Source organism: Pseudomonas sp. TAE6080, from assembly GCF_018732265.1.
Taxonomy (GTDB): Bacteria; Pseudomonadota; Gammaproteobacteria; order Pseudomonadales; family Pseudomonadaceae; genus Aquipseudomonas; species Aquipseudomonas brenneri.
In genome coordinates this window covers 54,948-77,198 of record NZ_JAHIDY010000026.1, presented here as the reverse complement: position 1 = coordinate 77,198, position 22,251 = coordinate 54,948, and the positions used below count along the sequence as shown (strand labels likewise).

The 22,251-nt window shown below is 61.3% G+C and carries 23 protein-coding genes; 9 read left to right on the top strand and 14 right to left on the bottom strand.

Annotated elements, in window-relative coordinates:
• Positions 1-35: 35 nt before the first annotated feature.
• On the bottom strand, positions 36-1,367 hold the full coding sequence (gene rhlE1, locus KL786_RS19300) for an RNA helicase RhlE1 (RefSeq protein WP_215518634.1): 1,332 nt from the start codon (positions 1,365-1,367) through the stop codon (positions 36-38).
• Positions 1,368-1,415: 48 nt separating this feature from the next.
• Positions 1,416-2,312, bottom strand: coding sequence for a drug/metabolite exporter YedA (gene yedA, locus KL786_RS19295; RefSeq protein ID WP_032861792.1), 897 nt, complete (start codon positions 2,310-2,312; stop codon positions 1,416-1,418).
• A gap of 161 nt (positions 2,313-2,473) precedes the next feature.
• Between yedA and KL786_RS19290 the strand changes: the two genes are divergently transcribed.
• Positions 2,474-2,932 carry an Lrp/AsnC family transcriptional regulator gene (locus KL786_RS19290; protein ID WP_215518633.1) on the top strand — a complete coding sequence of 153 codons (459 nt, stop codon included), beginning with the start codon at positions 2,474-2,476 and terminating at the stop codon, positions 2,930-2,932.
• A 30-nt stretch (positions 2,933-2,962) separates the two neighbouring features.
• Here the strand turns inward: KL786_RS19290 and KL786_RS19285 are convergent, their stop codons facing one another.
• Both KL786_RS19285 and KL786_RS19280 read right to left on the bottom strand, forming a co-directional pair.
• Positions 2,963-3,220, bottom strand: a complete 258-nt coding sequence (locus tag KL786_RS19285) for an acyl carrier protein (protein WP_032861788.1) — start codon at positions 3,218-3,220, stop codon at positions 2,963-2,965.
• Positions 3,210-3,776, bottom strand: a complete 567-nt coding sequence (locus KL786_RS19280; protein ID WP_215518632.1) for a hypothetical protein — start codon at positions 3,774-3,776, stop codon at positions 3,210-3,212. Before KL786_RS19280 ends, KL786_RS19285 begins: the two co-directional genes overlap by 11 nt.
• A gap of 483 nt (positions 3,777-4,259) precedes the next feature.
• Between KL786_RS19280 and KL786_RS19275 the strand changes: the two genes are divergently transcribed.
• Positions 4,260-4,565 carry a DUF6124 family protein gene (locus KL786_RS19275; RefSeq protein ID WP_215518631.1) on the top strand — a complete coding sequence of 102 codons (306 nt, stop codon included), beginning with the start codon at positions 4,260-4,262 and terminating at the stop codon, positions 4,563-4,565.
• Positions 4,566-4,633: 68 nt separating this feature from the next.
• On the opposite strand, the gene KL786_RS19270 is transcribed toward KL786_RS19275, so the two are convergent.
• The 3 genes from KL786_RS19270 to KL786_RS19260 form a co-directional block, all read right to left on the bottom strand.
• Positions 4,634-5,245 carry a 3'-5' exonuclease gene (locus KL786_RS19270; RefSeq protein WP_215518630.1) on the bottom strand — a complete coding sequence of 204 codons (612 nt, stop codon included), beginning with the start codon at positions 5,243-5,245 and terminating at the stop codon, positions 4,634-4,636.
• 25 nt (positions 5,246-5,270) lie between these two features.
• On the bottom strand, positions 5,271-5,747 hold the full coding sequence (locus tag KL786_RS19265) for an NYN domain-containing protein (RefSeq protein WP_032861784.1): 477 nt from the start codon (positions 5,745-5,747) through the stop codon (positions 5,271-5,273).
• Between the two features lie 120 nt (positions 5,748-5,867).
• Positions 5,868-6,593, bottom strand: a complete 726-nt coding sequence (locus KL786_RS19260) for a DUF2076 domain-containing protein (protein ID WP_215518629.1) — start codon at positions 6,591-6,593, stop codon at positions 5,868-5,870.
• Positions 6,594-6,762: 169 nt separating this feature from the next.
• Here KL786_RS19260 and KL786_RS19255 point away from each other — a divergent pair, with 169 nt between their 5' ends.
• Together KL786_RS19255 and KL786_RS19250 are read left to right on the top strand one after the other, a co-directional pair.
• Positions 6,763-7,425, top strand: coding sequence for a YciC family protein (locus tag KL786_RS19255; RefSeq protein WP_032861781.1), 663 nt, complete (start codon positions 6,763-6,765; stop codon positions 7,423-7,425).
• 72 nt (positions 7,426-7,497) lie between these two features.
• Positions 7,498-8,586 (top strand): endonuclease/exonuclease/phosphatase family protein, encoded by a 1,089-nt coding sequence (locus tag KL786_RS19250; RefSeq protein ID WP_215518628.1) that lies wholly within the window; start codon positions 7,498-7,500, stop codon positions 8,584-8,586.
• Between the two features lie 43 nt (positions 8,587-8,629).
• On the opposite strand, the gene hrpB is transcribed toward KL786_RS19250, so the two are convergent.
• Positions 8,630-11,137 (bottom strand): ATP-dependent helicase HrpB, encoded by a 2,508-nt coding sequence (gene hrpB, locus KL786_RS19245; protein WP_215518627.1) that lies wholly within the window; start codon positions 11,135-11,137, stop codon positions 8,630-8,632.
• Between the two features lie 148 nt (positions 11,138-11,285).
• Here hrpB and pmcY point away from each other — a divergent pair, with 148 nt between their 5' ends.
• Together pmcY and KL786_RS19235 are read left to right on the top strand one after the other, a co-directional pair.
• On the top strand, positions 11,286-11,705 hold the full coding sequence (pmcY, locus tag KL786_RS19240; protein WP_215518626.1) for a periplasmic Zn2+ metallochaperone PmcY: 420 nt from the start codon (positions 11,286-11,288) through the stop codon (positions 11,703-11,705).
• Between the two features lie 15 nt (positions 11,706-11,720).
• Positions 11,721-12,614, top strand: a complete 894-nt coding sequence (locus tag KL786_RS19235) for a cation diffusion facilitator family transporter (protein ID WP_215518625.1) — start codon at positions 11,721-11,723, stop codon at positions 12,612-12,614.
• On the opposite strand, the gene KL786_RS19230 is transcribed toward KL786_RS19235, so the two are convergent.
• A complete protein-coding gene (locus KL786_RS19230; protein WP_215518624.1) occupies positions 12,611-13,525 on the bottom strand; it encodes a DUF6515 family protein in 915 nt (304 codons plus the stop codon). The genes KL786_RS19235 and KL786_RS19230 overlap by 4 nt on opposite strands.
• Before the next feature lie 417 nt (positions 13,526-13,942).
• On the opposite strand from KL786_RS19230, the gene KL786_RS19225 reads away from it, so the two are divergent.
• Both KL786_RS19225 and KL786_RS19220 read left to right on the top strand, forming a co-directional pair.
• On the top strand, positions 13,943-14,422 hold the full coding sequence (locus KL786_RS19225; protein WP_003176264.1) for an Lrp/AsnC family transcriptional regulator: 480 nt from the start codon (positions 13,943-13,945) through the stop codon (positions 14,420-14,422).
• Positions 14,423-14,563: 141 nt separating this feature from the next.
• Positions 14,564-14,773, top strand: a complete 210-nt coding sequence (locus tag KL786_RS19220) for a DUF2788 domain-containing protein (RefSeq protein ID WP_032861950.1) — start codon at positions 14,564-14,566, stop codon at positions 14,771-14,773.
• Here the strand turns inward: KL786_RS19220 and KL786_RS19215 are convergent.
• From KL786_RS19215 to KL786_RS19195, 5 genes are all read right to left on the bottom strand, one after another.
• Positions 14,768-15,403: a pseudouridine synthase gene (locus KL786_RS19215; protein WP_240344666.1), complete on the bottom strand. Its 636-nt coding sequence runs from the start codon at positions 15,401-15,403 to the stop codon at positions 14,768-14,770. The two genes, KL786_RS19220 and KL786_RS19215, sit on opposite strands and share 6 nt — an antisense overlap.
• 70 nt (positions 15,404-15,473) lie before the next feature.
• Complete coding sequence (gene amn, locus KL786_RS19210) at positions 15,474-16,973, bottom strand: AMP nucleosidase (RefSeq protein ID WP_215518623.1); 1,500 nt, start codon at positions 16,971-16,973, stop codon at positions 15,474-15,476.
• A gap of 89 nt (positions 16,974-17,062) precedes the next feature.
• The gene (locus KL786_RS19205) at positions 17,063-18,709 is read right to left on the bottom strand and encodes an acyl-CoA dehydrogenase family protein (protein ID WP_215518622.1); all 1,647 of its coding nucleotides are present in this window, start codon (positions 18,707-18,709) and stop codon (positions 17,063-17,065) included.
• A gap of 88 nt (positions 18,710-18,797) precedes the next feature.
• The gene (locus KL786_RS19200) at positions 18,798-21,167 is read right to left on the bottom strand and encodes a hybrid sensor histidine kinase/response regulator (protein WP_215518621.1); all 2,370 of its coding nucleotides are present in this window, start codon (positions 21,165-21,167) and stop codon (positions 18,798-18,800) included.
• Positions 21,100-21,564: a hypothetical protein gene (locus KL786_RS19195; protein WP_215518646.1), complete on the bottom strand. Its 465-nt coding sequence runs from the start codon at positions 21,562-21,564 to the stop codon at positions 21,100-21,102. Before KL786_RS19195 ends, KL786_RS19200 begins: the two co-directional genes overlap by 68 nt.
• Here KL786_RS19195 and KL786_RS19190 point away from each other — a divergent pair.
• Positions 21,454-22,251: a hydroxymethylpyrimidine/phosphomethylpyrimidine kinase gene (locus tag KL786_RS19190; protein WP_215518620.1), complete on the top strand. Its 798-nt coding sequence runs from the start codon at positions 21,454-21,456 to the stop codon at positions 22,249-22,251. The genes KL786_RS19195 and KL786_RS19190 overlap by 111 nt on opposite strands.

Below are 22,251 nucleotides of genomic sequence, written 5' to 3'. Positions count from 1 at the left end.
TGCCTGCGATGAGGCCCTGACAGGCACCAAAGAAATTACTTCTTCTTACGCGGCCCGGTATTGAACACCGGCACCTTGCGCACTGGTTTGATCGAGGGCTCGGCCGCCACTTCACCGCTCTCCACCCACTTGCCCAGGTTGCGCTTGCCGCCACCACCCGACGCCTTGGGTTTCTTCGGCTTCTTCGGCTTTTTCACCACCTGACCACTGGCATCGGTATCCGGCACGCGGTGCTCCGGTTCGAAGTCCTGTTCCATTTTGCGGGTCAGGGTCTGGCGGGTCAGCATCTCGATGGCCGAGAGCATGTTCACCTCATCGGCACACACCAGGGAAATCGCCTCGCCGGTGTTGCCCGCGCGGCCAGTACGGCCAATGCGGTGGATGTAATCCTCGGCAACAATCGGCAGGTCAAAGTTGACCACCATCGGCAAATCTTCGATATCCAGACCGCGGGCCGCCACATCAGTGGCCACCAGGATCTGCACATCGCTGGCCTTGAAGCGGTCCAGGGCACGCTGGCGCGTGGCTTGTGGCTTGTCGCCGTGGATGCCGTCGGCATTGATCCCCAGGCCTTGTAGCTTATCTACCAGCGCATCCACGCCATTGCGGGTCTTGGCGAACACCAGCACCTGCTTCCACTTGCCCTTGCGCATCAGGTGCACAAACAGCTCGGCCTTGCGCTTCTTGTCCACCGGCACCACCCACTGCTTGACGGTGTTGGCGGCGACGTTGCGCGGGCTGACTTCGATGCTCAAAGGGTCATTGAGCATCTGCCCGGCCAGCAGGCGGATATCGTCGGAGAAGGTCGCGGAAAACAGCAGGGTCTGGCGCTTTTTCGGCAGCATGCGGTAAATGTTCGCCAGTTCTTCCGAGAAGCCCAGGTCGAGCATGCGGTCGGCTTCATCCAGCACCAGGGTTTGTAGTTGATTGAGCTTCAGCGCGTTCTGGCGGAACAGGTCGATCAAACGGCCAGGCGTGGCGACCAGAATGTCGACGCCCTTGCGCAGCTTCATCATCTGCGGGTTGATGCTGACGCCGCCATACACCGCGTAGGTGGTCAGCGGCAGGTGTTCGGCGTATTGGGCGACGCTGGCGTGAACCTGCTCGGCCAACTCGCGGGTTGGGCACAGGATCAGCGCGCGCACCGAGTTGGCGGTGACTTTCGGCCCTTCCATCGTCAGCAGTTGCAGGAGCGGCACCGCGAAACCTGCGGTCTTGCCGGTACCGGTCTGGGCCGCAGCCATCAGGTCGCGACCGGCCAGCACCGCCGGAATGGCTTGCGCCTGCACCGGCGTCGGGGTCTGGTAGCCAAGCGTCTCAAGGGCGCGCAGCAAGGGTTCGATCAGGCCAAGGGAGGCGAAAGTCATGTGTTTACCGTAGGAAAAATTCAGCGCAAGGTCGCAATGCGCGGCAGTTTACCTTATTTCCGGCTTCGGCTTACGCCACTGGGGCAGGCTGATCAGCAACACCGCACTGATGATCACCAGCATTGCCAGGGCTTCTTCCAGGCCGATGGTCTCGCCCACGAACACAATGCCCAGCAACACCGCCACCGCCGGGTTGACGTAGGCGTAGCTGGTGGCCGCTGCCGGACGCACATGCTTGAGCAGGTACATATAAGCGTTGAAGGCGATGATCGAGCCAAAGACGGTCAGGTAGGCCAGGGCCAGCCAACCTTCCACTGGCGGCATCGCTTCCAGGTGCTCGCCCTTGAGTGCGCTGCCGATCAACAGCACCACACCGGCGATCAGCATCTCAGCGGCGCTGGCCATGGCGCCCTGAGGCAACGGCAAATGACGGCTCCAGACCGAACCGAAAGCCCAGGAGGCTGCGGCAAACAACAGCAAGCCTGCGCCCAACGGGCTCGATTGCAGGTTGGAGCCCATATTGAGCATGGCGATGCCGATCATTCCCAGAATCACCCCGGCCCATTCCAGGCGGGTATTACGCGCGCCCCAGAAATAACCACAGAGCAAGGTAAACAGCGGCACCGTTGCCACGGCCAGCGCGGCGACGCCGGAGGTCACGCCCGTGTGTTCAGCCACACTCACCGCGCCATTGCCGAACGTCAGCAGCAAGATGCCGATCATGCCGGCAGCTTTCCACTGTGCCCAGGTCGGCGCTGGCACACCGCGCCAGCGCAAGTAGCCATACATCAGAACGCCCGCCGTGCAAAAACGAATCCCCGCCAGCATCAGCGGTGGCCAGTACTCCACGCCAATGCGGATCACCAGGTAGGTGGAACCCCAAATGACATACAGCGCAAAAAAAGCGGCGATCAACGGTAAGGGAAAACGACGTGGGCCAGGCATGGGGCGGCTCTGAGGCAAGACAGGGGATAGCTATTCTAGAAATCCGCGCCAGTAAACATAAGTTACAAAACCTGTTTAAAGTGCCCATACACTTTTCAAATCATGGTTATCAGGGCTATAAGCCTTGTATTCGAAAGCCTCCCATTACCAGAGCCTTATTCATGGACAAATACGACCGCATGCTCCTTAGCGCCCTGCTCGTAGATGGCCGCGCCACCTACGCGCAATTGGCCCGCACGGTAAACCTCTCCGCCCCCGCCGTAGCCGAACGCGTGGCCAAGTTGGAAGCCAGTGGCGTAATCACCGGTTACCAGGCCAAGGTTGACCTGTCCAAGATCGGCTTGCCGATCCAGTGCACGATCGAACTGCGCTTGACCAATCACGGCAGCCAGAAGGTGTACGACGCACTGGCCGAGATCCCCGAATTGACCGAATGCCACCGGGTCACCGGCGACCCCTGCGTAATCATGCAGGCGGCGGTGGGGTCGATGCCGGAATTGGAAAACCTGATCAACCGAGTGGCGAAGTTCGGGTTCAGCAAGACCTCGATCATCTTGTCGAGCGCCATAGAGCGGCGGGTGCCGCTGGGGCATTTGGAAGGGAAGAATGGCGGTGGCTGAACGGGCAAGCCAGCGGTAGCGCCAGTTGCCTCACTGCCGACATTGAACAATCAAGTCGACAACTTGCTGGATAGTGGTGATGTGATTCCAATCATCCTGAGTCGCCTGCAAGTTGAATTGCCATTTGATCTGCATGACAAAGCAGGTCAGATCTTCATCAATAATCTTAAAATCGTGGATGAAGTCCGTTTGTTCCGTCACCTGGTTTCGGTCGATAAAACCAATGATATCGACGAAAAGCCGGATTACTTTTTCACTGATTTCGGCTCTGGTCAGGTTACTTTCCATTTTTTGCCTCATAGGCACACTTACCAATACTGATTAGATCAAAAACAGCCAAACCCGCAGCAACAAAGGGAATGCCCCGCCCGATAATGCCAAACACCCGGACGGTACCAAAAGTCGCTTTCGCCATGCCGGCCAATGTCGGCTGCCTGATCAGAGCGCGAGGGAAAAAGCGCATTCCAATGAGGCTAGCCAGGTTTGTCGTTTTGCTGGAGCCAACGTGGACCCAGGTCCCCACTGCAATTTTGCTGATGGGTATGCCCGCCGCCTCCGTGAGGACCGTTGCCAGCGTCAAGCCGTAGTGTTGCTGCGTGCATTTCCAGAGTTCGTCAAACGTCGTGTCCGGCACCGCAGAGTCGGCATGAATGGGCTTGAGTAACTTGTAACTGGCGCCATGCGTCCAGCCTGGTGTACTAGGTAAAACCATGACTGCCGGGCAGCTTGCCATCGTATTTCCCAAGTGAAACGTCATGCTGGAAGTTGAGCCGAAATCAATGCCATTTTGTTCGAGTTCGGACTGGATTCGAATGATTGCCGAATGAAGATCGCTTTCCTGCATGACGTAGTCCCTGTACGTAAATGACAGGCGAGATGTTAGGTCGCAGTAAAGGGTGATAGGCGGGAGAAGGGAAAATCCAGAAGAGCCCGACTTGGTAGTAGGACCAAACCTACTGACTATTCAGAAAGCCGGTAAAAGCCCCGATATTTCAGTGGCAAGCAAGACCGATCCCTTTCATTTGCGGGACGTTTCCTAGAGAATTCCACGGCCTTGTTTCCGTCGAGTCAGCTCGCTAGTCTCGCCCAGTCATCGAACATTCGGTGATCGGACGTGCAAGTCCGACTTACGGAAAATGCGCAAATGCCTTACATCTCAACGCCAGTTTTTTGCCTGGCGTTCATCTGTTATGGCAGTTGTACACGGGAGATCTTCGGATCTGCCGGGCTGCTTCCGTCCCGGTCTTGCACACCTGTGTACGGCTGCCACCCTTATTCGCGTGCAAGCGATCGGTTGCAGTTTCTTACCTAACGGAGGAGTTACAACATGGTCAAAATCACCCCTGATCCACCCCTCTCCCACAAAGATTTCCTCAGCGACAACCCCCTCACCCGACGCGCCATCGATTACTACCTCAAAGCCAGCGCGCCAGACGCAGCCCCTTACATCATCAATGACAACCTCAGTTTCGAGGATGCCTTGGCCCGCGCCGCCGATCTGCTGCATTGCGCGGTGACAACCGCTCAGGTAGGCATTGATGCCATGAACGGGCATCAAAGGGCGGTGATGCATCTGGTAGAAATGGCCAAGGTGGTGGTGGACCAATCGCTGGATTGTCTACGCCCCCGATAACCACCACAAAACCAATGTGTGGGCTTGCTCTCCCACACTTTGGATCTTTGCTGCCCTGAAGGTTGAGATCAGAACCCGCGATGTTTCTTCAGATGATCATTGATCTTTGCCGCCGGCACTTTCTGCAAGCTGCACAGCAGGTCATGGGAGAGTTCGCGCAAGCCGTGGGCACGGCGCAGTTCCTGGGCCAGGTGGGCGGTCAGGTTGGCCGCCATTTCCGCGTCGGCCATGGCCCGGTGAGCCTTGCCCGTGTGGGGCAGTTGGGCAAATGAGGTCAGGGTGCCGAGTTTGTGATTGGGTGCGGCGGGCATCAGCCGGCGCGCCAACAGTAGCGAGCAGGCGAATTTTTGCAGGCGGGTGCGGCGGATCAAACCGAGTTCGAAGTCCCAGAACTTCTGGTCAAACGCAGCGTTGTGCGCCAGCAGTGGCGTGGTGCCGACAAACTCATTGACCTCGTTCATTACCTTCTCGGCCGGTGGCGCGCTGCGCAGCATGGCGTTGCTGATGCCGGTCAGTTGTTCGATAAACCCCGGCACGCGCACGCCAGCGTTCATCAGGCTCTGGTAGCGGTCCACGATCTGGCCCCGCTCCAGGATGACCACGGCGATTTCCGTGGCCCGGCAACTGCTGCTCGGCGAGATGCCGGTGGTTTCAAAGTCGATGACCGCTATCCGTTCCAAACCTGTTCCAACCTCATCAGAAAATCTATTTGAGCAACAGCGCGCCTTCGATAGGCACGTAGCGGCTGGCCGCGCGGATCAACGAGTTGGCCGTCAGCCCCGGCACACCGTAGGCCACGGCTTCGACGCCATGTTTATGGATGATACGGTCGAGCAACATGTCGAAATCGCCATCACCCGAGGCCAGCACGACTTCGTCGACATGGGCGGCCGCGTCCATGATGTCGATGGTGATGCCCACGTCCCAGTCGCCCTTGGCCGAGCCATCGCTGCGCTGGATGTAGGGCTTGAGCTTCACGGTAAAGCCCAGGTTGCGCAGGATCTGCTGGAACTGCTGCTGCTTGCTGTCGCCACGGTCGATGGCATAGGCATACGCCTCGACGATCTGCCCGCGCTGGCTGATATCAGCCCACAGGGCGGCGTAGTTGAAGTGGCAGCCATAGGCCTGGCGCACGGTGTAGTAGAGGTTCTGGACATCGGCGAACACTGCAATTTTTTTCACCGCACACCCTCATGGCACTGGCAGGCGTGATGGCCCGCAAAGGTCGCCAGTATGCCAGCCAAGGGGAGCTTTCCGAGAAAAATCAGACCGGGGCGACAACGCGCCCCGGATTTGTGTGTATCAGACGAAGGAATCGTCGTCGCTAAAGAAGGAAGAATCACTGTCGGCAAAGTTGTCGGTATCGTTGGCATAACTGTCATTGCCAGCGAAACGTTGCTCATCACCGCCCCAGCCACTGTTGTCACTGTTGTCACTGGCCGGTGCAGGCTCTTCGCGCACGATCTCTTCCACCACCTGCGGCTGTTGGTTATGGCTGAACAGGCTGCTGATGCCCTGGGCCAGCATCACGCCACCGGCCACGCCGGCTGCGGTTTTCAGGGCGCCGCCGAGAAAGCTGCTGCCTGCGGGTGCTGCCTGTTGGGGTTGCTGAACGTTCTGTTGCGGCGCAGGCGCGCTGTTGAAACCCGGCCGGCTCGGCTCACGCCAACCACCGCTTGATGACGACGGTGTGCTGGGCGCAGGTTGCGAGTCGCGAGGGCTGCCACCAAAGATACTCGACAGGAACCCTCCGCCGCTCGCGGCCGGCGGCGCGGCCTTGGCCCGTTGCAGCTCATCCTGCAATTGCTGGATCTGTTGCGCCTGCTGCTTGTTCTGCGCATCCAGGCTCTTGATCGCGGCTTCCTGCACCAGGATCGCCTGGGTCATGAAGTACCCGGCGGCCGGTTGGCGAGTGATGTGCTCCTTGATCCGCGCTTCTGCCTGGGCGTCGCGGGGGGCTGAGTCCGTTTCGGCTTGCTGCAACCGTGAAAACAGTCCATCGATCAGGGTTTGCTCTTCGTTGTTCATGGCGACCTCGTTAGATTGCCGGTAAAAATCTGCGTCCCGCCCGCAATGGGCAAGGTACGCCACCAGTAATGGGGCTGGCCCGTGGCGTTTCAATGATCTTTACCCAAGGTTTACGTTTGTCGGTGATCAGTTAAAGTGTCTGCTGCTTTTTTGGCCTGTGATGACTTTGATGAATCCGTTGACCGTTCTGCGCGACTCTTTCTACTTCTTCCAGCGCAACCTGGGCGCCATCGTGCAGTTGTGCCTGCCCTTGGTGATCCTCGAAGCCGTGCTGCAACAAGTGCTCGATCGCACCCTGGGCCCGGAGGCGTTTACCGGCTACAGCATGATCGTCGGGCTGCTGGTGTATCCGCTGTACACCGCCGCGTTGATCCTGTTTCTCGATGCCCGCAGCCGTGGCGAGTCGCCGCGCACTGCCGACGTGCTGGCCATGGCGCTGACCCTGTGGCCACGCTATGCGCTGCTGACCGCCATGAGCACCCTGTTGATCCTGCTGGGGCTGTCGTTGTACTTCCTGCCGGGGCTGTGGCTGATGGTCACTCTGGCGTTTGCCGAGTACCTGTTGGTGCTGCGCGGCATGCCGGCGCTGGCGGCGATGAAGGAAAGTTTCCGACTGACCCGCGGGCATTTCCTGCGCATCCTGATCTGCCTGTTGTGCGTGATGACCCCGCTGTGGCTGCTCAAGGGCGCGAGCGTCGCGGCCTGGCCCGACCCGCAGAACCCGCTGCTGGCGGTGCTGATCGACAGCGCCCACAGCTTCTTGCAGTTGTTTACCAGCGTGGTGCTGTTCCGCCTGTTCATGCTGATCGCCGGTGATGCAGACGCCCGCTAACGTGGCCCTTGGGCTCCCGGCCGCCGGTCGGGTATGCTCCGTGCCTGTCCTGCAGCGCCATAAGGCGAGCCGATGAACCGTTTACTGCGTACAACCCTGGTGGGCCTGCTGATTCTGGCTGGTGTGCTGACCGCCCTGGTCTACAGCCTGACCTGGCGCCCCGCCGACAAAGAGATCCTGCCGGTAAGCTGCGTCGCCCCGCGTGCGCCGACGCTGTTGCCCGGCCAGGCGCTCAAGGTGATGACCTGGAACGTGCAGTACCTGGCCGGCAAGAACTACGTGTTCTGGTACGACACCCCGGACGGCAGCGGCCCGGATGACCGCCCGACCGTTGAAGACATGGCCTCCAGCCTGGATGAAGTGGCGCGGGTGATCCGTGATGAACAACCGGACGTACTGCTGCTGCAGGAATTGGATGAAGACGCCAAGCCGTCCCATTACCAGGACCAACTGGCGCTGCTCCAGGAGCGACTGGTGGACCTCTACCCTTGCAGCGTCCAGGCCTTCGACTGGAAAGCCGACTTTATTCCCGACTGGCATATCTTCGGCAGCGTCGGCCGCAAGCTGGTAACCCTCAGCCGCTACCAGATCGAACACGCCGAACGCCTGCAACTGCCGGTGGCCCCGGCCAACCTGCTCAGTCGCCAGTTCCAGCCCAAGCCTGCGTTGCTGCTCAGTTACCTGCCGTTAAGCGACGGCGGTCAACTGGCGGTACTCAATACCCGCCTGGACAACGCCGCTCCTGGCCACAGCGCGGTGCGCGAACAAGTCCAGGCGACCATCAAGCTGCTGGATAAATTCGAAAGCCGTGGCACGCCCTGGCTGATCGGTGGCGACTTCAACCTGTTGCCGCTGGGCCAGTTCCTGCGCCTGGAGGCCGGTAAGCGCGGGCAGTATTCGCCAGACAGCGAGCTGCATCTGCTGTGGGACAAATACCCGATGGTGCCCAGCAACAGCCAATCCAGTGGCATTGACCGGGCGCAGTGGCTGACTCACTTCCCCAATGACCCAAGCCTCGACGGGCCGGATCGCACGGTGGATTATCTGTTCTACAGCCCAAGGCTGAAGAAAGTGGAGGCGCGGGTGCGGCAGGACGATACGTTGCGTATTTCCAATCATTTGCCGGTGATTGCGCGGTTCTTATTGTCCGCCGCGCAATAACCAACACTACAAAACCAATGTGGGAGCGGTGGCGTGTTCGGGGTTATTTGCGGGGTTTGATCCGCGCAGTCGCCTCTGCCACCAACGGATCATCCGGCCAGTAATGCTTGGGATAGCGGCCCTTCAGATCCTTCTTCACCTCGGCGTAGGTACTGCGCCAGAAGTTCGCCAGATCCTGCGTCACCTGCACCGGCCGCCGTGCGGGCGAGAGCAGGTGCAGCTTCACCACTTGCCGCCCACCGGCGATGCGCGGGGTGTCGGCCAGGCCGAACAGCTCCTGCAAGCGCACCGCGAGGATCGGCGGTTGTTCGCTGTAGTCCAAACGCACCGAAGACCCCGACGGCACTTTCAAATGGTGCGGCGCCAACTCGTCCAGGCGTTGCGGCAACGGCCAGGGCAGCAGGTTATGCAGGAAACTCGATAGATCCAGGTTGGCAAAATGGCTCAAGCGCGAGACCTTGCCCAGGTACGGCATCAACCAGTGTTCAAGGCTGGCGAGCAAGGCGCTGTCGCTGACATCCGGCCATTCACTGACCTGGCCGGCGTCCAGTTGGCGCAACAGCATGACGCGGGCCTGCCACTGGCGCAGTTCCGCAGTCCAGGGCAGCAACTCCAGGCCTTTGCGCCGCACCAGATTGACCAGCGCCTGGCTGCGGGCGGACTCGTCGAGACCGGTCAACGGCTCGCGACTGAGCACCAATTCACCGACCTTGCGCTGGCGTTCGGCACGCAACACGCCTTCGCGCTCGTCCCAATCCAGTTGGTCGAGACAGCGCACTTGTTCGGCCAATACCGAATCGAACAACGCCGGATCAAAGTCTGCGGCCAGGTAGATCCGCTCTTCACGCTGGCCCTGACGGCTGCCCAGGTCGGCGATGACCAGCCACGTTTGTTTCATCAGGCTGTCGGCTTCGGCAAACAGCGCCGCACGGCCATTGGCCAGGCGATATTCGGCGCCCCCGGCGCGACGCTGCTGGGCCACCCGATCCGGGTAAGCCAGCGCCAGTAACGCCCCAAGCCAACGCGGGTGATCGGGATCGGCGACGGGCTGTTCGGCCTTGCCTCGCAGATAGCCGCGATATTGCCGGGCCAACTGCCTGGCCCGCTGCACGCCACCCTGGGTGCCACGGGCCCGCTCCTCGCCGGACAACAACGCCAGGCGACTGTGCAAATCCGCACCGGCGCCACGCAGGATATCGCGCTCGCCCAGTAGCGCGGCGACATCACACGCCATGTTCGCCAACCCCAGGTCCTGACCACGCAACAACAAATGCGCGATACGCGGATGCGCCGGCAGGCTGGCCATTTTCTGCCCGTGGGGGGTCAAGGTCGCGTCCTTCAATGCGCCCAGTCGCTCCAGCAAGTCCTGGGCCTGGGCATAGGCGGCCGTGGGCGGTACGTCGAGCCATACCAGTTGTGTCGGCGTCACACCCCAGCGCGCCAGTTGCAGCGCGAGGCCGGCCAGGTCCGCCGAAAGAATTTCCGCACTGCCATAGGCCGCCAGCCCTTCATGCTGGTCTTCGGACCACAAGCGATAGCACACGCCCGGCTCCAACCGCCCTGCCCGGCCTGCACGCTGGGTGGCGCTGGCGCGGGAAATGCGCTGGGTATCGAGGCGGGACATGCCGCTACCGGGGTCAAAGCGCGGGACCCGCGCCAGCCCGGCGTCGATCACCACCCGCACGCCATTGATGGTCAGGCTGGTCTCGGCGATGTTGGTGGCCAGCACCACCTTGCGCTTGCCGGCGGGTGCCGGGTCGATGGCCGCCCGCTGGGCCGTGAGGTCGAGTTCGCCATGCAACGGGCAGAGCAGTACATCGCTGCGCTCACCCAAGGCGTCCGCCAACTGTTGATTGACCCGGCGAATCTCCGCCTGGCCGGGCAGGAACACCAGCACGCTGCCGGTTTCGTCATGCAGGGCTTCAAGGATGGTCTGCACCAACCGTGGCTCGATAAATTCACCAGGCTGGAACGGTCGGCCCCAGCGCATCTGCACCGGGTACATGCGCCCTTCACTGCGCAGGATCGGTGCGTCGTCGAGCAGGCCCGACAGGCGTTCGCCTTCAAGGGTGGCGGACATCAGGAGGATTTTCAGCGGTTGTTCGTCGCGAAACAGCTCGCGGCCATTGAGGCTCAGGGCCAGCGCCAGGTCGGCGTCGAGACTGCGCTCGTGGAACTCGTCGAAGATCAACAGGCCTACGCCATCCAGCGCCGGGTCATCCTGCAAGCGGCGCGTGAGGATGCCTTCGGTGACCACTTCGATACGGGTGTTGGGGCCGACCTTGCTGTCCAGGCGGATCCGATAGCCGACGGTTTCCCCGACCTTTTCCCCCAGCTCGCTGGCCAGTCGCTCGGCGGCGGCGCGGGCCGCTAGCCGACGCGGTTCAAGCATCAGGATGGTTTGCCCGGCCAGCCAGCTTTCATTCAACAGCGCCAACGGCACCCGCGTGGTTTTACCGGCGCCGGGCGGTGCTTCGAGCACGGCTTCATGGCGCGTCGCCAAGGCTTCACGCAGGGCGGGTAAAACATCATCGATTGGCAACGAATTCATACTGGCTCCAAAGCAGAGCGGCGAGTATAACGGCGAACTGCTGGATATCGGTGGAGTGCCGTCTCCGATTGGAATGCTCCTACATTAGAGCGGTGGCACCCGGTAGATATGTTTTATAGTCACGCCATAAAGTGTTCAGGAGAGTCCCATGCGTATTGCTTCCCGTGTCATCGGCGGTGTTCTGGCCGTCACCTTGTTGAGCCAACTGACCGCCTGCGGTTCGATTTTCTATCCTGACCGCCGTGGCCAGATCGACGGCAAGATCGACCCGACGATTGCCGTACTCGATGCGCTCGGCCTGCTGTTCTATGTCATCCCCGGCCTGATCGCCTTTGGTGTGGACTTCGCCACCGGCGCCATCTATTTCGAACCCGGCAAGACCGCCCAGGTCGCGCCAGAAAAACTGCAACAAGCCATCGGCGCCGACGGCAAGGTGGATAACACCAAGCTGCAAACCATCATCGAGCACGAAACCGGCCGCAGCCTACCGCTGGACGACCCGCGCCTGATCCAGTTCAAGGGTAGCGTGCAACAACTCGCGACCCTGGGCCTGCAACCGGCTGCGTAAGGACTTGATCGCCCCATGACCACCAGCACCGAACACGCTCGGCTATTGCGCCTGGCCACCCGCGCCTCGGTCGGCGTGGCCAGTATTCTGATTATCGGCAAAGCCGTCGCCTGGTGGTACAGCGGCTCGGTGAGCATGCTCGCCGGGTTGACCGACTCGCTGCTCGACGGCGTGACGTCGTTGCTCAACCTGCTGGCGGTGCATTACGCGCTGCGCCCGGCCGATGACGACCACCGTTATGGGCATGGCAAGGCGGAATCCCTGGCGGGCATGGCCCAGGCGCTGTTTATCGCCGGCAGTGCAGTATTGATCGCCTTCCAGGCTTACCAGCGTTTGCAGCACCCCGAGCCTGTGGGCGCACCCTGGCTGAGCATCGCGGTGATTGTGCTGTCGCTGGCACTGACCGTGGCGCTGCTGATCCTGCAACATCGGGTGATTCGCGAAACCGGCTCGAACGCGGTGCGTGCCGACTCGCTGCACTACCGCTCGGACCTGCTGCTCAATGGCAGCATTCTATTGGCGCTGGTGCTGGCGGCCTTTGGCTTGCATCAGGTCGATGCCTGGTTCGGGCTTGGGATCGCCGTCTACATCCTGTGGAGCGCGATCCAGATCGCCCGGGAAAGTTTTGCCGTGCTGATGGACGAGGAACTACCGGCCGACGTCAGCCAGCATATGCTGGAACTGGCCCGTGGCGTGCCCGGCGTGTTGGGCGCCCATGACTTGCGCACGCGGATTTCCGGCAATCACTGGTTTGTGCAGTTGCACCTGGAATTACCGGGGGAGTTGAGCCTGTTGGTGGCCCATGGCATCAGCGACCAGGCCGCCGATGCCATCCATCAGGCCTACCCACGGGCCGAGGTGCTGGTGCACGCCGACCCGCTGGAAGTGGTCACCGGCAACAAGGCTTAGTAGGTCACCTGATAGCCGCGGCTGCCCAGGCAGTTGCCCTGGGCCTGGCGGTAGGTTTGCACCACCGCTGGCGCAGGCGCGTAGGTGACGGTCTGCGGGTCGAAGCCACTCTGCTGCACCGCCCAGCGATAGCAATCGTAACCGTCCTGCTGCACCTGGGCGGGTGATTGACCGTTGGCGGGATAGGCCACCACGTCATACCCATTGCCCTGAGGCGCCGGCTGTGGCGGCAGGCTGGCGACTGGCGGTTGCACCACCACGTACTGCTGGGTGCTGGTCTCATAGCTGTAATAGGCGCCGGCGGCGAGGAAAAACAGCGCGCTGCCCACCCACACTTCCCGCGCATAGTCCGGCAGGTAATGCACACGAATCCCGTAGGGCGGTGTGACAACTACGTAGCGCGGGCCCTGGGGCCGATACCAATAACCCCCGGAGAAGAAATAATCCTGGCCACGATAGGGCACGCGGTAATTGCGCTCGGGGAAGCGGTCCACCGTGTAGCCCGGCCGATATTGCGGGCCGGGGCCCCAGCCATTGCCGTGCCCGTCGGGGCGGCCCGGCCAGCGGTTGTCATTGGGGTGGCCATTGTAGCCAGGGCGCGAACCGGGACCGCCGGCTTCCCAGTGCGGGTTGCCATCGTTACGCCGGGGAATGTCACGGTAGTTACCCTGGCGCGGCTCCTGGGTCTGGTTCACGGAGTCGGGGCGGGCCTGGATCGGCAGATTGCTCCCGGCCTGGGGCGCCGGGCGCGAAGGTTCGTGGCCTTGGGGGCCACGCTCTCGCTGCCCGCCACCACCGCCCTGCAGGCCTTGCCCCTGGCGGGGTGAGTTGTCTCGCTCGTCAGCCATCACCTGCGTACCCAAGGTGACCATCAACACACCTACACCTGCCAAACGCCAGATGCGCTTCATGCTATTCCTCACTGCGGATTAGGGCCTATGCATGAGACTGGAAAAGCCGGGCCCGGTTCTGCCACAGGTTATCAGCCAGCCGAACATTTTTCGTCGGCAAAAGAAAAGGGGTAGCCCGTCGGCCACCCCTTGAGAACTTCGTCCTGGCTCAACGCTTATGACGTTGGCTCACCTCACGCCGTCTTGTGGACAGTGTGTAGCCCGGGGGCCGGCACAACCCGGTGGGGTTGGCGGGCCGCAGCCGGCCTGATTCGGCGGGCTGCTGTGGACTGTATGTCCGGGCAGTGATTCTGTTGGTAATCATAGGCGTGAAGCCCCGATAGATGATTGCGAAGATTGCGTCAATAAACAGTGCTTGCGCAATTTTTAACCCTGGATAGATAATTCGCAGCAATAGTTACGATAAAGGCCATCTCAATGAGCAAACTTGACCGATACGACCTGAGTATTTTGGCGGAATTACAGCGCGACGCGAGGATCTCCAACCAGGAGCTGGCCGAGCGCATCGGCCTGTCGCCTTCGCCCTGCTCACGCCGGGTCAAGCAATTGGAGGACGACGGCTACATCTCACGACAGGTCGCCCTGCTCGACCGCAAGATGCTCGGCCTGAGCCTCACGGCCTACGTGCTGATCGGCATGGACCGACACACACCCGAGCGCTTCGAGAACTTCGAAGCGGCCATCCGCACCTTGCCGCAGGTGCTGGAATGCAGCCTGGTCACCGGGATGGATGCCGACTATCAGTTGAAGGTGGTGGTGCCGGATATGGATCACTATCAAAAACTGCTGCTGGGCCACCTGACCCGGATTGAAGGGGTGACCAGCGTGCGCTCAAGTTTTGTGCTCAACCAGGTACTTAACAGCACGGAGTTGCCGTTGACTCATCTGCGGACCTAAGACTCACCACCAGCTCCCACTTTTTGACCGTGTTCAGGCAGTGACACCCGGGTGCGACGTACCGACGCAGGTCAACTTTGAGCGTGCCTCGCTGCCTTATACTTCGCGCCTGCCTTTGTCGGAAACTGCCCAATGAATTCGATTGACCCCGTGCTGTTTGAAGAGTGGATGATGACCGGCCTGGTCACCATCCTGATCATTTTCATGGGCTTTATCGTCTGGGACCTGGCGAAGAAATCCAAGGCCGGGCGCTTTGGCTCGATGATTCTGTTCTTCGTGCTGGGCCTGGGCGTGGCCGCGTTCATCATCAAGAGCGTGGTGATCGGCCTGATCGAATCCGGGGCTTTATAAGCGCGCCGGCACTTCGCGGTACTGGCCTTGGCCCAGGCCTTCAATCGACCAATCGCCGATTTTTACCCGCACCAGGCGCAAGGTCGGCAAGCCCACGGCAGCGGTCATGCGCCGTACCTGGCGGTTGCGCCCCTCGCGAATCACCAGTTCCAGCCAATAGGTCGGCAGGTTTTTACGAAACCGCACCGGCGGGTTGCGCGGCCATAGTTCTGGCTCATCCAGTCGCCGGGCTTCAGCCGGCAACGTCATACCGTCATTCAACTCAACGCCCGCGCGCAGGCGTTGCAGATGCTCCTCGGTGGGCTCGCCTTCCACTTGCACCCAATAGGTTTTCGCCAGCTTGTGCTTGGGGTCGGCAATCCGCGCCTGCAACTGGCCATCATTGGTCAACAGCAATAGGCCCTCACTGTCCCGATCCAGGCGCCCGGCCGGATAGATCCCCGGAATGTCGATGAAATCCTTGAGGGTCGCGCGCCCGCCTTCATCACTGAACTGAGTCAGCACGTCGAAGGGTTTGTTGAACAGGATCAACTTCGGCTCGGCCGGCGGCGCCTTGGCAACACGGCGAGCAGCGGCATGGGGAGGTTTCACGCCAGGGCGGCGCGAATCGGGACGGGCAGGACGGGACATGGCAACAAAACATCTAACGGTCAGGACCGACCATGCTAGTGGCCTGACCGTTAAATAACCACCCCGCTATTTAGCGGAACGGCGGCTCGTCAAAGCTGCGCAGTTTGCGTGAATGCAACGAGTTGAGCTCGGTGCGCAACAAGTCCACCGCCTCGATACCGATCTTCAAGTGTTGGCTCACGGCCCGCTCATAGAACGCGTTGGCCGAACCTGGCAACTTGATCTCACTGTGCAGCGGTTTGTCCGAGACGCACAACAACGTGCCGTAAGGCACTCGCAAACGGTAGCCTTGGGCTGCGATGGTGCCGCTTTCCATATCCACCGCTACGGCACGGGACAGGTTGATCAACGGGCGTTCCTGGGCCCAGCGCAGCTCCCAGTTGCGGTCGTCGTAGGTCAGCACGGTGCCGGTACGCAGGCGCTTTTTCAGCTCTTCGCCCTTCTCGCCCGTGACGTTGGCCGCCGCTTGCTGCAACGCCATCTGTACTTCGGCCAGGGCCGGGATCGGGATGTTCGGCGGTACCACGCGGTCGAGAATCCCGTCGCGCCGCATATAAGCGTGGGCCAGCACATAGTCGCCGATGGTCTGGGATTGGCGCAGGCCGCCGCAGTGACCAATCATCAGCCAGCAATGTGGACGCAATACTGCCAGGTGGTCGGTGATGTTCTTGGCGTTGGACGGGCCGACACCGATGTTGACCAGGGTTACGCCGTGGCCGTCGCTGGCCTGCAAGTGGTAGGCCGGCATCTGGTAACGGTGCCAGACCACGCCTGCGGCAATGGCAGACGCTTCGCCATGGTCCATGTTCTTGTCGATGATCACGTTGCCCGGCAACACCATGCGGATAAAACGTGGGTCACTGCGCAACTGCTCCAGGCCATGGACGATGAACTGGTCGACATAGCGGTGGTAGTTGGTCAGCAGAATCCACGGCTGCACATGGCGCCAGTCGCTGCCTGTGTAGTGCACCAGGCGGCGCAGGGAGAAATCCACGCGGGCCGCATCGAACAGCGCCAGGGGCAGTGGATCGGTGTTTTCCCAATCATAAAGGCCATCGGCGATGCCATCGGTGGCGGCGGACAGGTCGGTGCTCGGGAACACCCGCGCCAGGGTCGCTGCGGTCACGCCGGAGCCGGCCAACTCGTCACCCTGCTCCACCACGTACGGGTATGGGATGTTCTGCTGGCTGACGCCCACTTCTACCGTCACGGTGAAGTCGTGCATCAGCGGCACCAGTTGCTCCAGCAGGTATTTGCGGAACGCCGCCGGATGGGTGACGGTGACACTGTAGGTGCCCGGCAACTGGACCTTGGCATACGCCCGCGTGGTCTGTGGGACTTCGCCGTGGCAGTGGTAGGTCAGGCGCAGTTCCGGGTAGCGAAACAGTGCACGTTGTGCGGCGTCGGGTTCGACGCGATCCTTGAGGTATTGCTTGAGGGCCTGATTGAGCGCGCCGGTGGCCCGCTCATGCAGGGCCGCCAGCCGGTCCACGGCCTCTTCGGCGGTTTGGACGACAACAAAAGCTTCGGTCACGGTAAGCATCCTGTGTTCTGACGTGCAGGCCTTCATCTTGCCTGCATCGCCGCCAGACGCAAAATCTGAATTGGCATGGGATTCAGGGTAGGAGCTGGCTTGCCAGCTCCTACAGGGGATCGCGTTTACACAGGGGTTGAGCGGGCGACGATGGCCTGCACATCCACACCACGCGGCAAGGTGCCGTACACCCGCCCTGATGACTCACCCAAGCGGCTGGCCATAAACCCATCGCTGACACTGGCGTTGCCCGCCTCCAGCAACAACTTGGCCTGCAACGCCACGGCGATATCTTCGGTCAGTTGCCGCGCCCGGTACTGGATGTCCTGGGTGTCCATGAACGCCGATTTCAATTGTTCGATATGCCGCGCCAGGCGTTTATCGCCATGCCCATCGCCCAATTCGACAAACAATGTCTCCAGCACCCCAGGCTCTTTCGACAAGGCCCGCAGCACGTCCAGGCATTGCACGTTGCCAGAACCTTCCCACGTCGAGTTGACCGGCGCCTCACGGTACAGGCGCGGCAGGATGCTGTCTTCGACATACCCGGCGCCGCCCATGCATTCGGCGGCTTCGTTGATCATGGCTGGCGCGCGCTTGCAGATCCAATACTTGCCCACTGCCGTCACCAGCCGTGCGAACTTGGCTTCCTGCTCATCGCCCAGATGGTCCAGCGCCCGGCCCATGCGCAGGCTCAAGGCCAGGGCCGCCTCGCTCTCCAGGGCGAGATCGGCCAGCACGTTTTGCATCAAGGGTTGTTCACTGAGCACGCGGCCACCGACCGTACGATGGGCACAATGATGGCTGGCCTGGGTCAGCGCCTGGCGCATCAAGGCGCTGGAACCGACCATGCAATCGAAACGGGTCATGGCGACCATTTCGATGATAGTCGGCACACCTCGGCCTTCTTCTCCGACCATCCAGGCCAGGGCGCCACGAAACTCGACTTCGCTGGAGGCGTTGGAGCAATTGCCGAGTTTGTTTTTCAGGCGCTGGATATAGAACTGGTTACGTGTGTCATCCGGGCGGTGCCGGGGCAGCAGGAAACAGGTCAGGCCCTTGTCAGTCTGGGCCAGGGTCAGGAAGGCGTCGCACATCGGCGCCGAGCAGAACCACTTGTGCCCCACCAACTCATAGGGCTGGCCAGGGCCACCGGCACCCACGGGGTAAGCGCGGGTGGTGTTGGCACGCACATCGGTACCGCCCTGCTTCTCGGTCATGGCCATGCCGATGGTTGCGCCGGCCTTATGGGCAATGCCGACGTTGCGCGGGTCATATTCGGTGTTGAGAATTTTCGGCAGCCAGGTGTCAGCCAGGTCCGGTTGCAGGCGCAGGGCCGGCACGCAGGCGAAGGTCATGGTCAGCGGGCAACCGGTGCCGGCTTCCGCCTGGCTGTGCAGGTAGGTCATGGCGGCGCGGGCGACATGGGCGCCAGCCTGGGGATGGGCCCAGGGCAACGACGGCAAGCCATGTTCAACGGCCGTGCGCATCAGTTCGTGATAGGCCGGGTGGAACTCCACCAGGTCAATCCGGTGGCCATAACGATCATGACTGTTGAACACCGGCTTGTTCTGATTCGCCAGGAACCCCGCCGCCATCAGCGGCCCGCCTGCCAGGGCGCCGTAAGCATCAATCCGCGCCTCGGCCCAGCCCGCGCCAAAGCGCCGCGACCATTCCTGCAGGGGCAGGTCGAGGCGATACAGGTTGGCGCCATCCAATGACGGCGGCTGGTTGGTAACGTCGTGGGTTTCGGCGAACGGGTGCAGATTCATGACGGGCCTCCTGATAAAAGGCCAGCTTCAGTGAGGCCTTCATTTCAGTTAAGCATCGTCACCGCGCTTAAAAAAGTGGCATATACGCCTAACTGCCGGCGCTTTCACCCTCTAACGGACACAGCAGGCGCCGCTGCAATACCGCTTGCAACAGCTCAAAACGCACCGGCTTGACCAACTGTTCGGTAAGGCCGACGCCGTGGCAATGCTGGCGCGCACTGCCTTGCAGTGAGTCGCTCAAGGCAATCACCGGCAGTTCGCCACAGCCTGGCAAGGCCCGGACCTGGCAGCACAGGGAGAAACCATCCTCGGGCACATCCAGCAGCACCGCATCAAATGCCTCGTCCTGCAACATCGCCAACGCCACCGGGCCGCTGCCTGCCACTTTCACCCGGTAACCCAGCTTGAGCAACATCCCGCGCAAGACCAACTGCGTGACGCTGTTGTCATCCACCAGCAATACCGTGCAGTCCTGGGGCGAGCGCTGCCAATCAACCACCCGCGCCGGCTCGGGAGGCACTGCAATCACGGCCACTTCCAACTGGAAGCGACTGCCTTTGCGTGGTTCGGAATGATGGGTCAGGCGCCCACCGAGCAATTCGATCAACTGCCGGCAGATCGCCAGGCCAATGCCCAGGCCGCCATATTCACGGGTAGTCGAGCCGTCCACCTGGAAGAAACGCTGATACAAAGTCGCCTCATCCAAGTGGGCAAACCCGATCCCGGTATCGGTGACGATAAACGTCAGATGCAAATGGCCATCGGCCCGGGGCAAGCCCACCACACGCACGCGCACCGCGCCTTCGTGGGTAAACTTGAACGCATTGTCCAGCAGGCACTCCAGGCACTGCATCAGTTTGCCAGCATCGCCCTCCAGGCGATCTGGCAACTCGCCCGCCACGTCGATGGAAAACGCCAGCCCCTTGCCCTGGGCATTGCCCAGGAACTGCTGGCGCAAGGTGTCGAGCACCCCGCGCAGGCTGAACACCTGCGGCTGCGCGCCAAGGCGACCGGCCTGAAGCTCGGTAAGGGTGAGGATGCCGTTGACCATGCGCATCATGTCCCGCGCCGAACCGGCAGCGGTGTGCTGGTACTGCGCCAGGTCCCCGGCCAGGGGTACGGTCTGCATCAACTCTAACGATCCAATCACCCCATTCATCGGCGTGCGCAGTTCATGGGTCAAGGTCGCAAGGAATTCGTCTTTCAACTGGTTGCTGTGGGCCAGTTGCTGGTTGAGCACTTCCAGTTTCTGGCTGGCCTCGAACAGGATCTGCGCCTGTTGTTCGCGCATTGCGTTGATGCGGTCGGCCAGGGCCAGGGACAACAGGGCGACTTCAATGGCCGAGCCGATCTGGCTGGAATACATGGTGAGAAACACATTGGGCAGGTAGCCCAGCACCATCATCGTATTGACCACCCCGCCGATCAGGAACGCCGACCAGGCGATGATGAAATAGCGCGCCACGCGCTGGCCGCAACACCAGGCCTTGATCCCGGCGACAAAAATGGTCACGGTAAAAATCAATGCCAGCGCAGTCGCCAGGCGCAGGGCCAGCGCGTAGCTGGTCATCAGCGACAACAACATCACCACCGCCCCCGTGCCCACCAGCACCCGCAGCAGCCGGTCCAGCCAGCGACTATAGAGGGCCGTGTGCAGGAAGCTGCGGGCAAACAGGCTACCAAACAACGCCGACGCGCCGATCAGGAACGGCGTCGCCGCATTCGCCCACCAGGGGTTGTCGGGCCAGAAATACTCCACTGCCGCGCCATTCACCGAGAGCTGGTACATGCCGAACGAGGCGATATAGAGGATGTAATAGAGGTAGCTGGTGTCGCGCACGCTGAGGTAGATGAACAGGTTGTACACCAGCATGCCCAGCAACACGCCGTAGATCAGGCCCAGCACATACAGGCGCAGCGGCTGATCTTCCAGGTACGCGGTACTCGACCACAGGGTCAGCGGCGCCTGGATCGAGCCTTCGCTTTGCAGGCGCAAATAGAGGGTTTTCTGTTCACCGGCCTTGAAATCGACATTGAACAGGTAGTTGTTCTGGCGAATCTCGCGGCTGGCAAACGGCAATGCATCACCGGTGCGCCCGGCCAGTCGGTAGGCGCCGGTATCATCAGGGACGTACAACTCCAGATGATCAAGGGGCGGATAGGCCAGCTCCAGTAACCAGGTGCGCAGGGCCTGCGGATCCTTGGGCAGGTAATGCAGGTCGACCTTGAGCCAGAACGCCGAGCGCGAATAGCCGGCATTGAGGGTGTCTTTATCATGGGTGGTGTAGCGACTGGCCAATGCGACGGAACGGGCATCGGCGAGAGTGACGCTGCCACTTGGGTCTTCGAGCACTTGCATGACCCGGCCCAGAGGAAGGCTGCGGGTGGTTTCATCGAACTCGACGGCGCCGGCCAGCATCGGCAGCCCGCACAAGAGAAACATCAGCAAATAGCGCATAGAGCCCCAGCGTGGCCTGTCCGGTTATGTCAAAAGCCCCCCATTCCTTTTGAGAAGACGTACACCGGCGATACATTAAGTTGTTTGGATCCACTCTAGCATAGCCGGTAAAGGCCAAAAGACACCATTGAAATAATTTTTTGAAAGGCTCTAGACCGGGGCTTTCAGCGCGATAACCGTCAGAAATAAATGATGGCTTATAGCCATTTTTCTTGATACTCCGAAGCAAAATACAAGCACTGCCCGACAGCCACGCAAAAAGCGTTTGGTGGTAAGCTCGCGCACCATGAATATCTACAGCTCTCGCCCTGTTGTCCTCTGTCTCTCCGGCCATGATCCCAGTGGTGGCGCCGGCTTGCAGGCAGATATCGAAGCCCTGCTCGCCCAAGGCTGTCATGCAGCCCCTGCCGTGACCGCGCTGACCGTGCAGAACACCGTGAATGTCAGCGATTTTCGCGTACTCGACCGCGAGTGGGTGTTGGCCCAGGCCAATGCCGTACTTGGCGACTCCGAAGTCGCAGCGGTCAAGTTGGGCATGCTCGGTTCCACCGTCATGGTCGACACCGTGGTCGAACTGCTCAAGGAGCACCCGCACCTGCCGGTAGTCTGCGACCCGGTGCTGCGTGCCGGTGGCGGTGGCAGCCTGGGCAAGGACGAGGTCGGCTATGCCATGCGCGAGCGGCTGTTGCCCTTGTCGCTGATTGCCACGCCCAACCTGCCTGAAGCGCGCATCCTCGCCGAACTGCCCGAAGGCACGGCGGACCAGTGCGCCGAGAAACTGCTGCCATTCATCAAGCACCTGTTGATCACCGGCGGCCACGGCGACGAGCATGAGGTGCACAATCGCCTGTACAGCCGCGACGGCACCCGCCGCACCTTCACCTGCCAGCGCCTGCCCGGCAGCTATCATGGCTCCGGTTGCACCCTGGCCAGCGCCCTCGCCGGCCGCCTGGCCCAGGGCGAAGGCCTGGCCAGCGCCGTGGAGTCGGCACTCAATTACACCTGGCGCACCCTGCGGGACGCCGAACAATTGGGCCAGGGGCAGTTTGTGCCGCGTCGCCTGCCACTGGATTTCTGTTCGTAA

What these genes read in the sequence shown, in the direction of transcription:
- KL786_RS19205 (WP_215518622.1), bottom strand. Translation starts at nt 18,709, where the DNA reads ATGAATCTGCACCCGTTCGCCGAAACCCACGACGTTACCAACCAGCCG.
- KL786_RS19200 (WP_215518621.1), bottom strand. Translation starts at nt 21,167, where the DNA reads ATGCGCTATTTGCTGATGTTTCTCTTGTGCGGGCTGCCGATGCTGGCC.
- KL786_RS19225 (WP_003176264.1), top strand. Translation starts at nt 13,943, where the DNA reads ATGAGCAAACTTGACCGATACGACCTGAGTATTTTGGCGGAATTACAG.
- KL786_RS19290 (WP_215518633.1), top strand. Translation starts at nt 2,474, where the DNA reads ATGGACAAATACGACCGCATGCTCCTTAGCGCCCTGCTCGTAGATGGC.
- KL786_RS19230 (WP_215518624.1), bottom strand. Translation starts at nt 13,525, where the DNA reads ATGAAGCGCATCTGGCGTTTGGCAGGTGTAGGTGTGTTGATGGTCACC.
- hrpB (WP_215518627.1), bottom strand. Translation starts at nt 11,137, where the DNA reads ATGAATTCGTTGCCAATCGATGATGTTTTACCCGCCCTGCGTGAAGCC.
- KL786_RS19195 (WP_215518646.1), bottom strand. Translation starts at nt 21,564, where the DNA reads ATGACAGCCTTGGGCGAGCAGGGCTTCGATATCTGCCTGCAAGCCGGC.
- KL786_RS19255 (WP_032861781.1), top strand. Translation starts at nt 6,763, where the DNA reads ATGAATCCGTTGACCGTTCTGCGCGACTCTTTCTACTTCTTCCAGCGC.
- KL786_RS19190 (WP_215518620.1), top strand. Translation starts at nt 21,454, where the DNA reads ATGAATATCTACAGCTCTCGCCCTGTTGTCCTCTGTCTCTCCGGCCAT.
- KL786_RS19280 (WP_215518632.1), bottom strand. Translation starts at nt 3,776, where the DNA reads ATGCAGGAAAGCGATCTTCATTCGGCAATCATTCGAATCCAGTCCGAA.
- KL786_RS19285 (WP_032861788.1), bottom strand. Translation starts at nt 3,220, where the DNA reads ATGGAAAGTAACCTGACCAGAGCCGAAATCAGTGAAAAAGTAATCCGG.
- pmcY (WP_215518626.1), top strand. Translation starts at nt 11,286, where the DNA reads ATGCGTATTGCTTCCCGTGTCATCGGCGGTGTTCTGGCCGTCACCTTG.
- KL786_RS19250 (WP_215518628.1), top strand. Translation starts at nt 7,498, where the DNA reads ATGAACCGTTTACTGCGTACAACCCTGGTGGGCCTGCTGATTCTGGCT.
- KL786_RS19235 (WP_215518625.1), top strand. Translation starts at nt 11,721, where the DNA reads ATGACCACCAGCACCGAACACGCTCGGCTATTGCGCCTGGCCACCCGC.
- KL786_RS19215 (WP_240344666.1), bottom strand. Translation starts at nt 15,403, where the DNA reads ATGTCCCGTCCTGCCCGTCCCGATTCGCGCCGCCCTGGCGTGAAACCT.
- KL786_RS19275 (WP_215518631.1), top strand. Translation starts at nt 4,260, where the DNA reads ATGGTCAAAATCACCCCTGATCCACCCCTCTCCCACAAAGATTTCCTC.
- yedA (WP_032861792.1), bottom strand. Translation starts at nt 2,312, where the DNA reads ATGCCTGGCCCACGTCGTTTTCCCTTACCGTTGATCGCCGCTTTTTTT.
- rhlE1 (WP_215518634.1), bottom strand. Translation starts at nt 1,367, where the DNA reads ATGACTTTCGCCTCCCTTGGCCTGATCGAACCCTTGCTGCGCGCCCTT.
- KL786_RS19260 (WP_215518629.1), bottom strand. Translation starts at nt 6,593, where the DNA reads ATGAACAACGAAGAGCAAACCCTGATCGATGGACTGTTTTCACGGTTG.
- amn (WP_215518623.1), bottom strand. Translation starts at nt 16,973, where the DNA reads ATGAAGGCCTGCACGTCAGAACACAGGATGCTTACCGTGACCGAAGCT.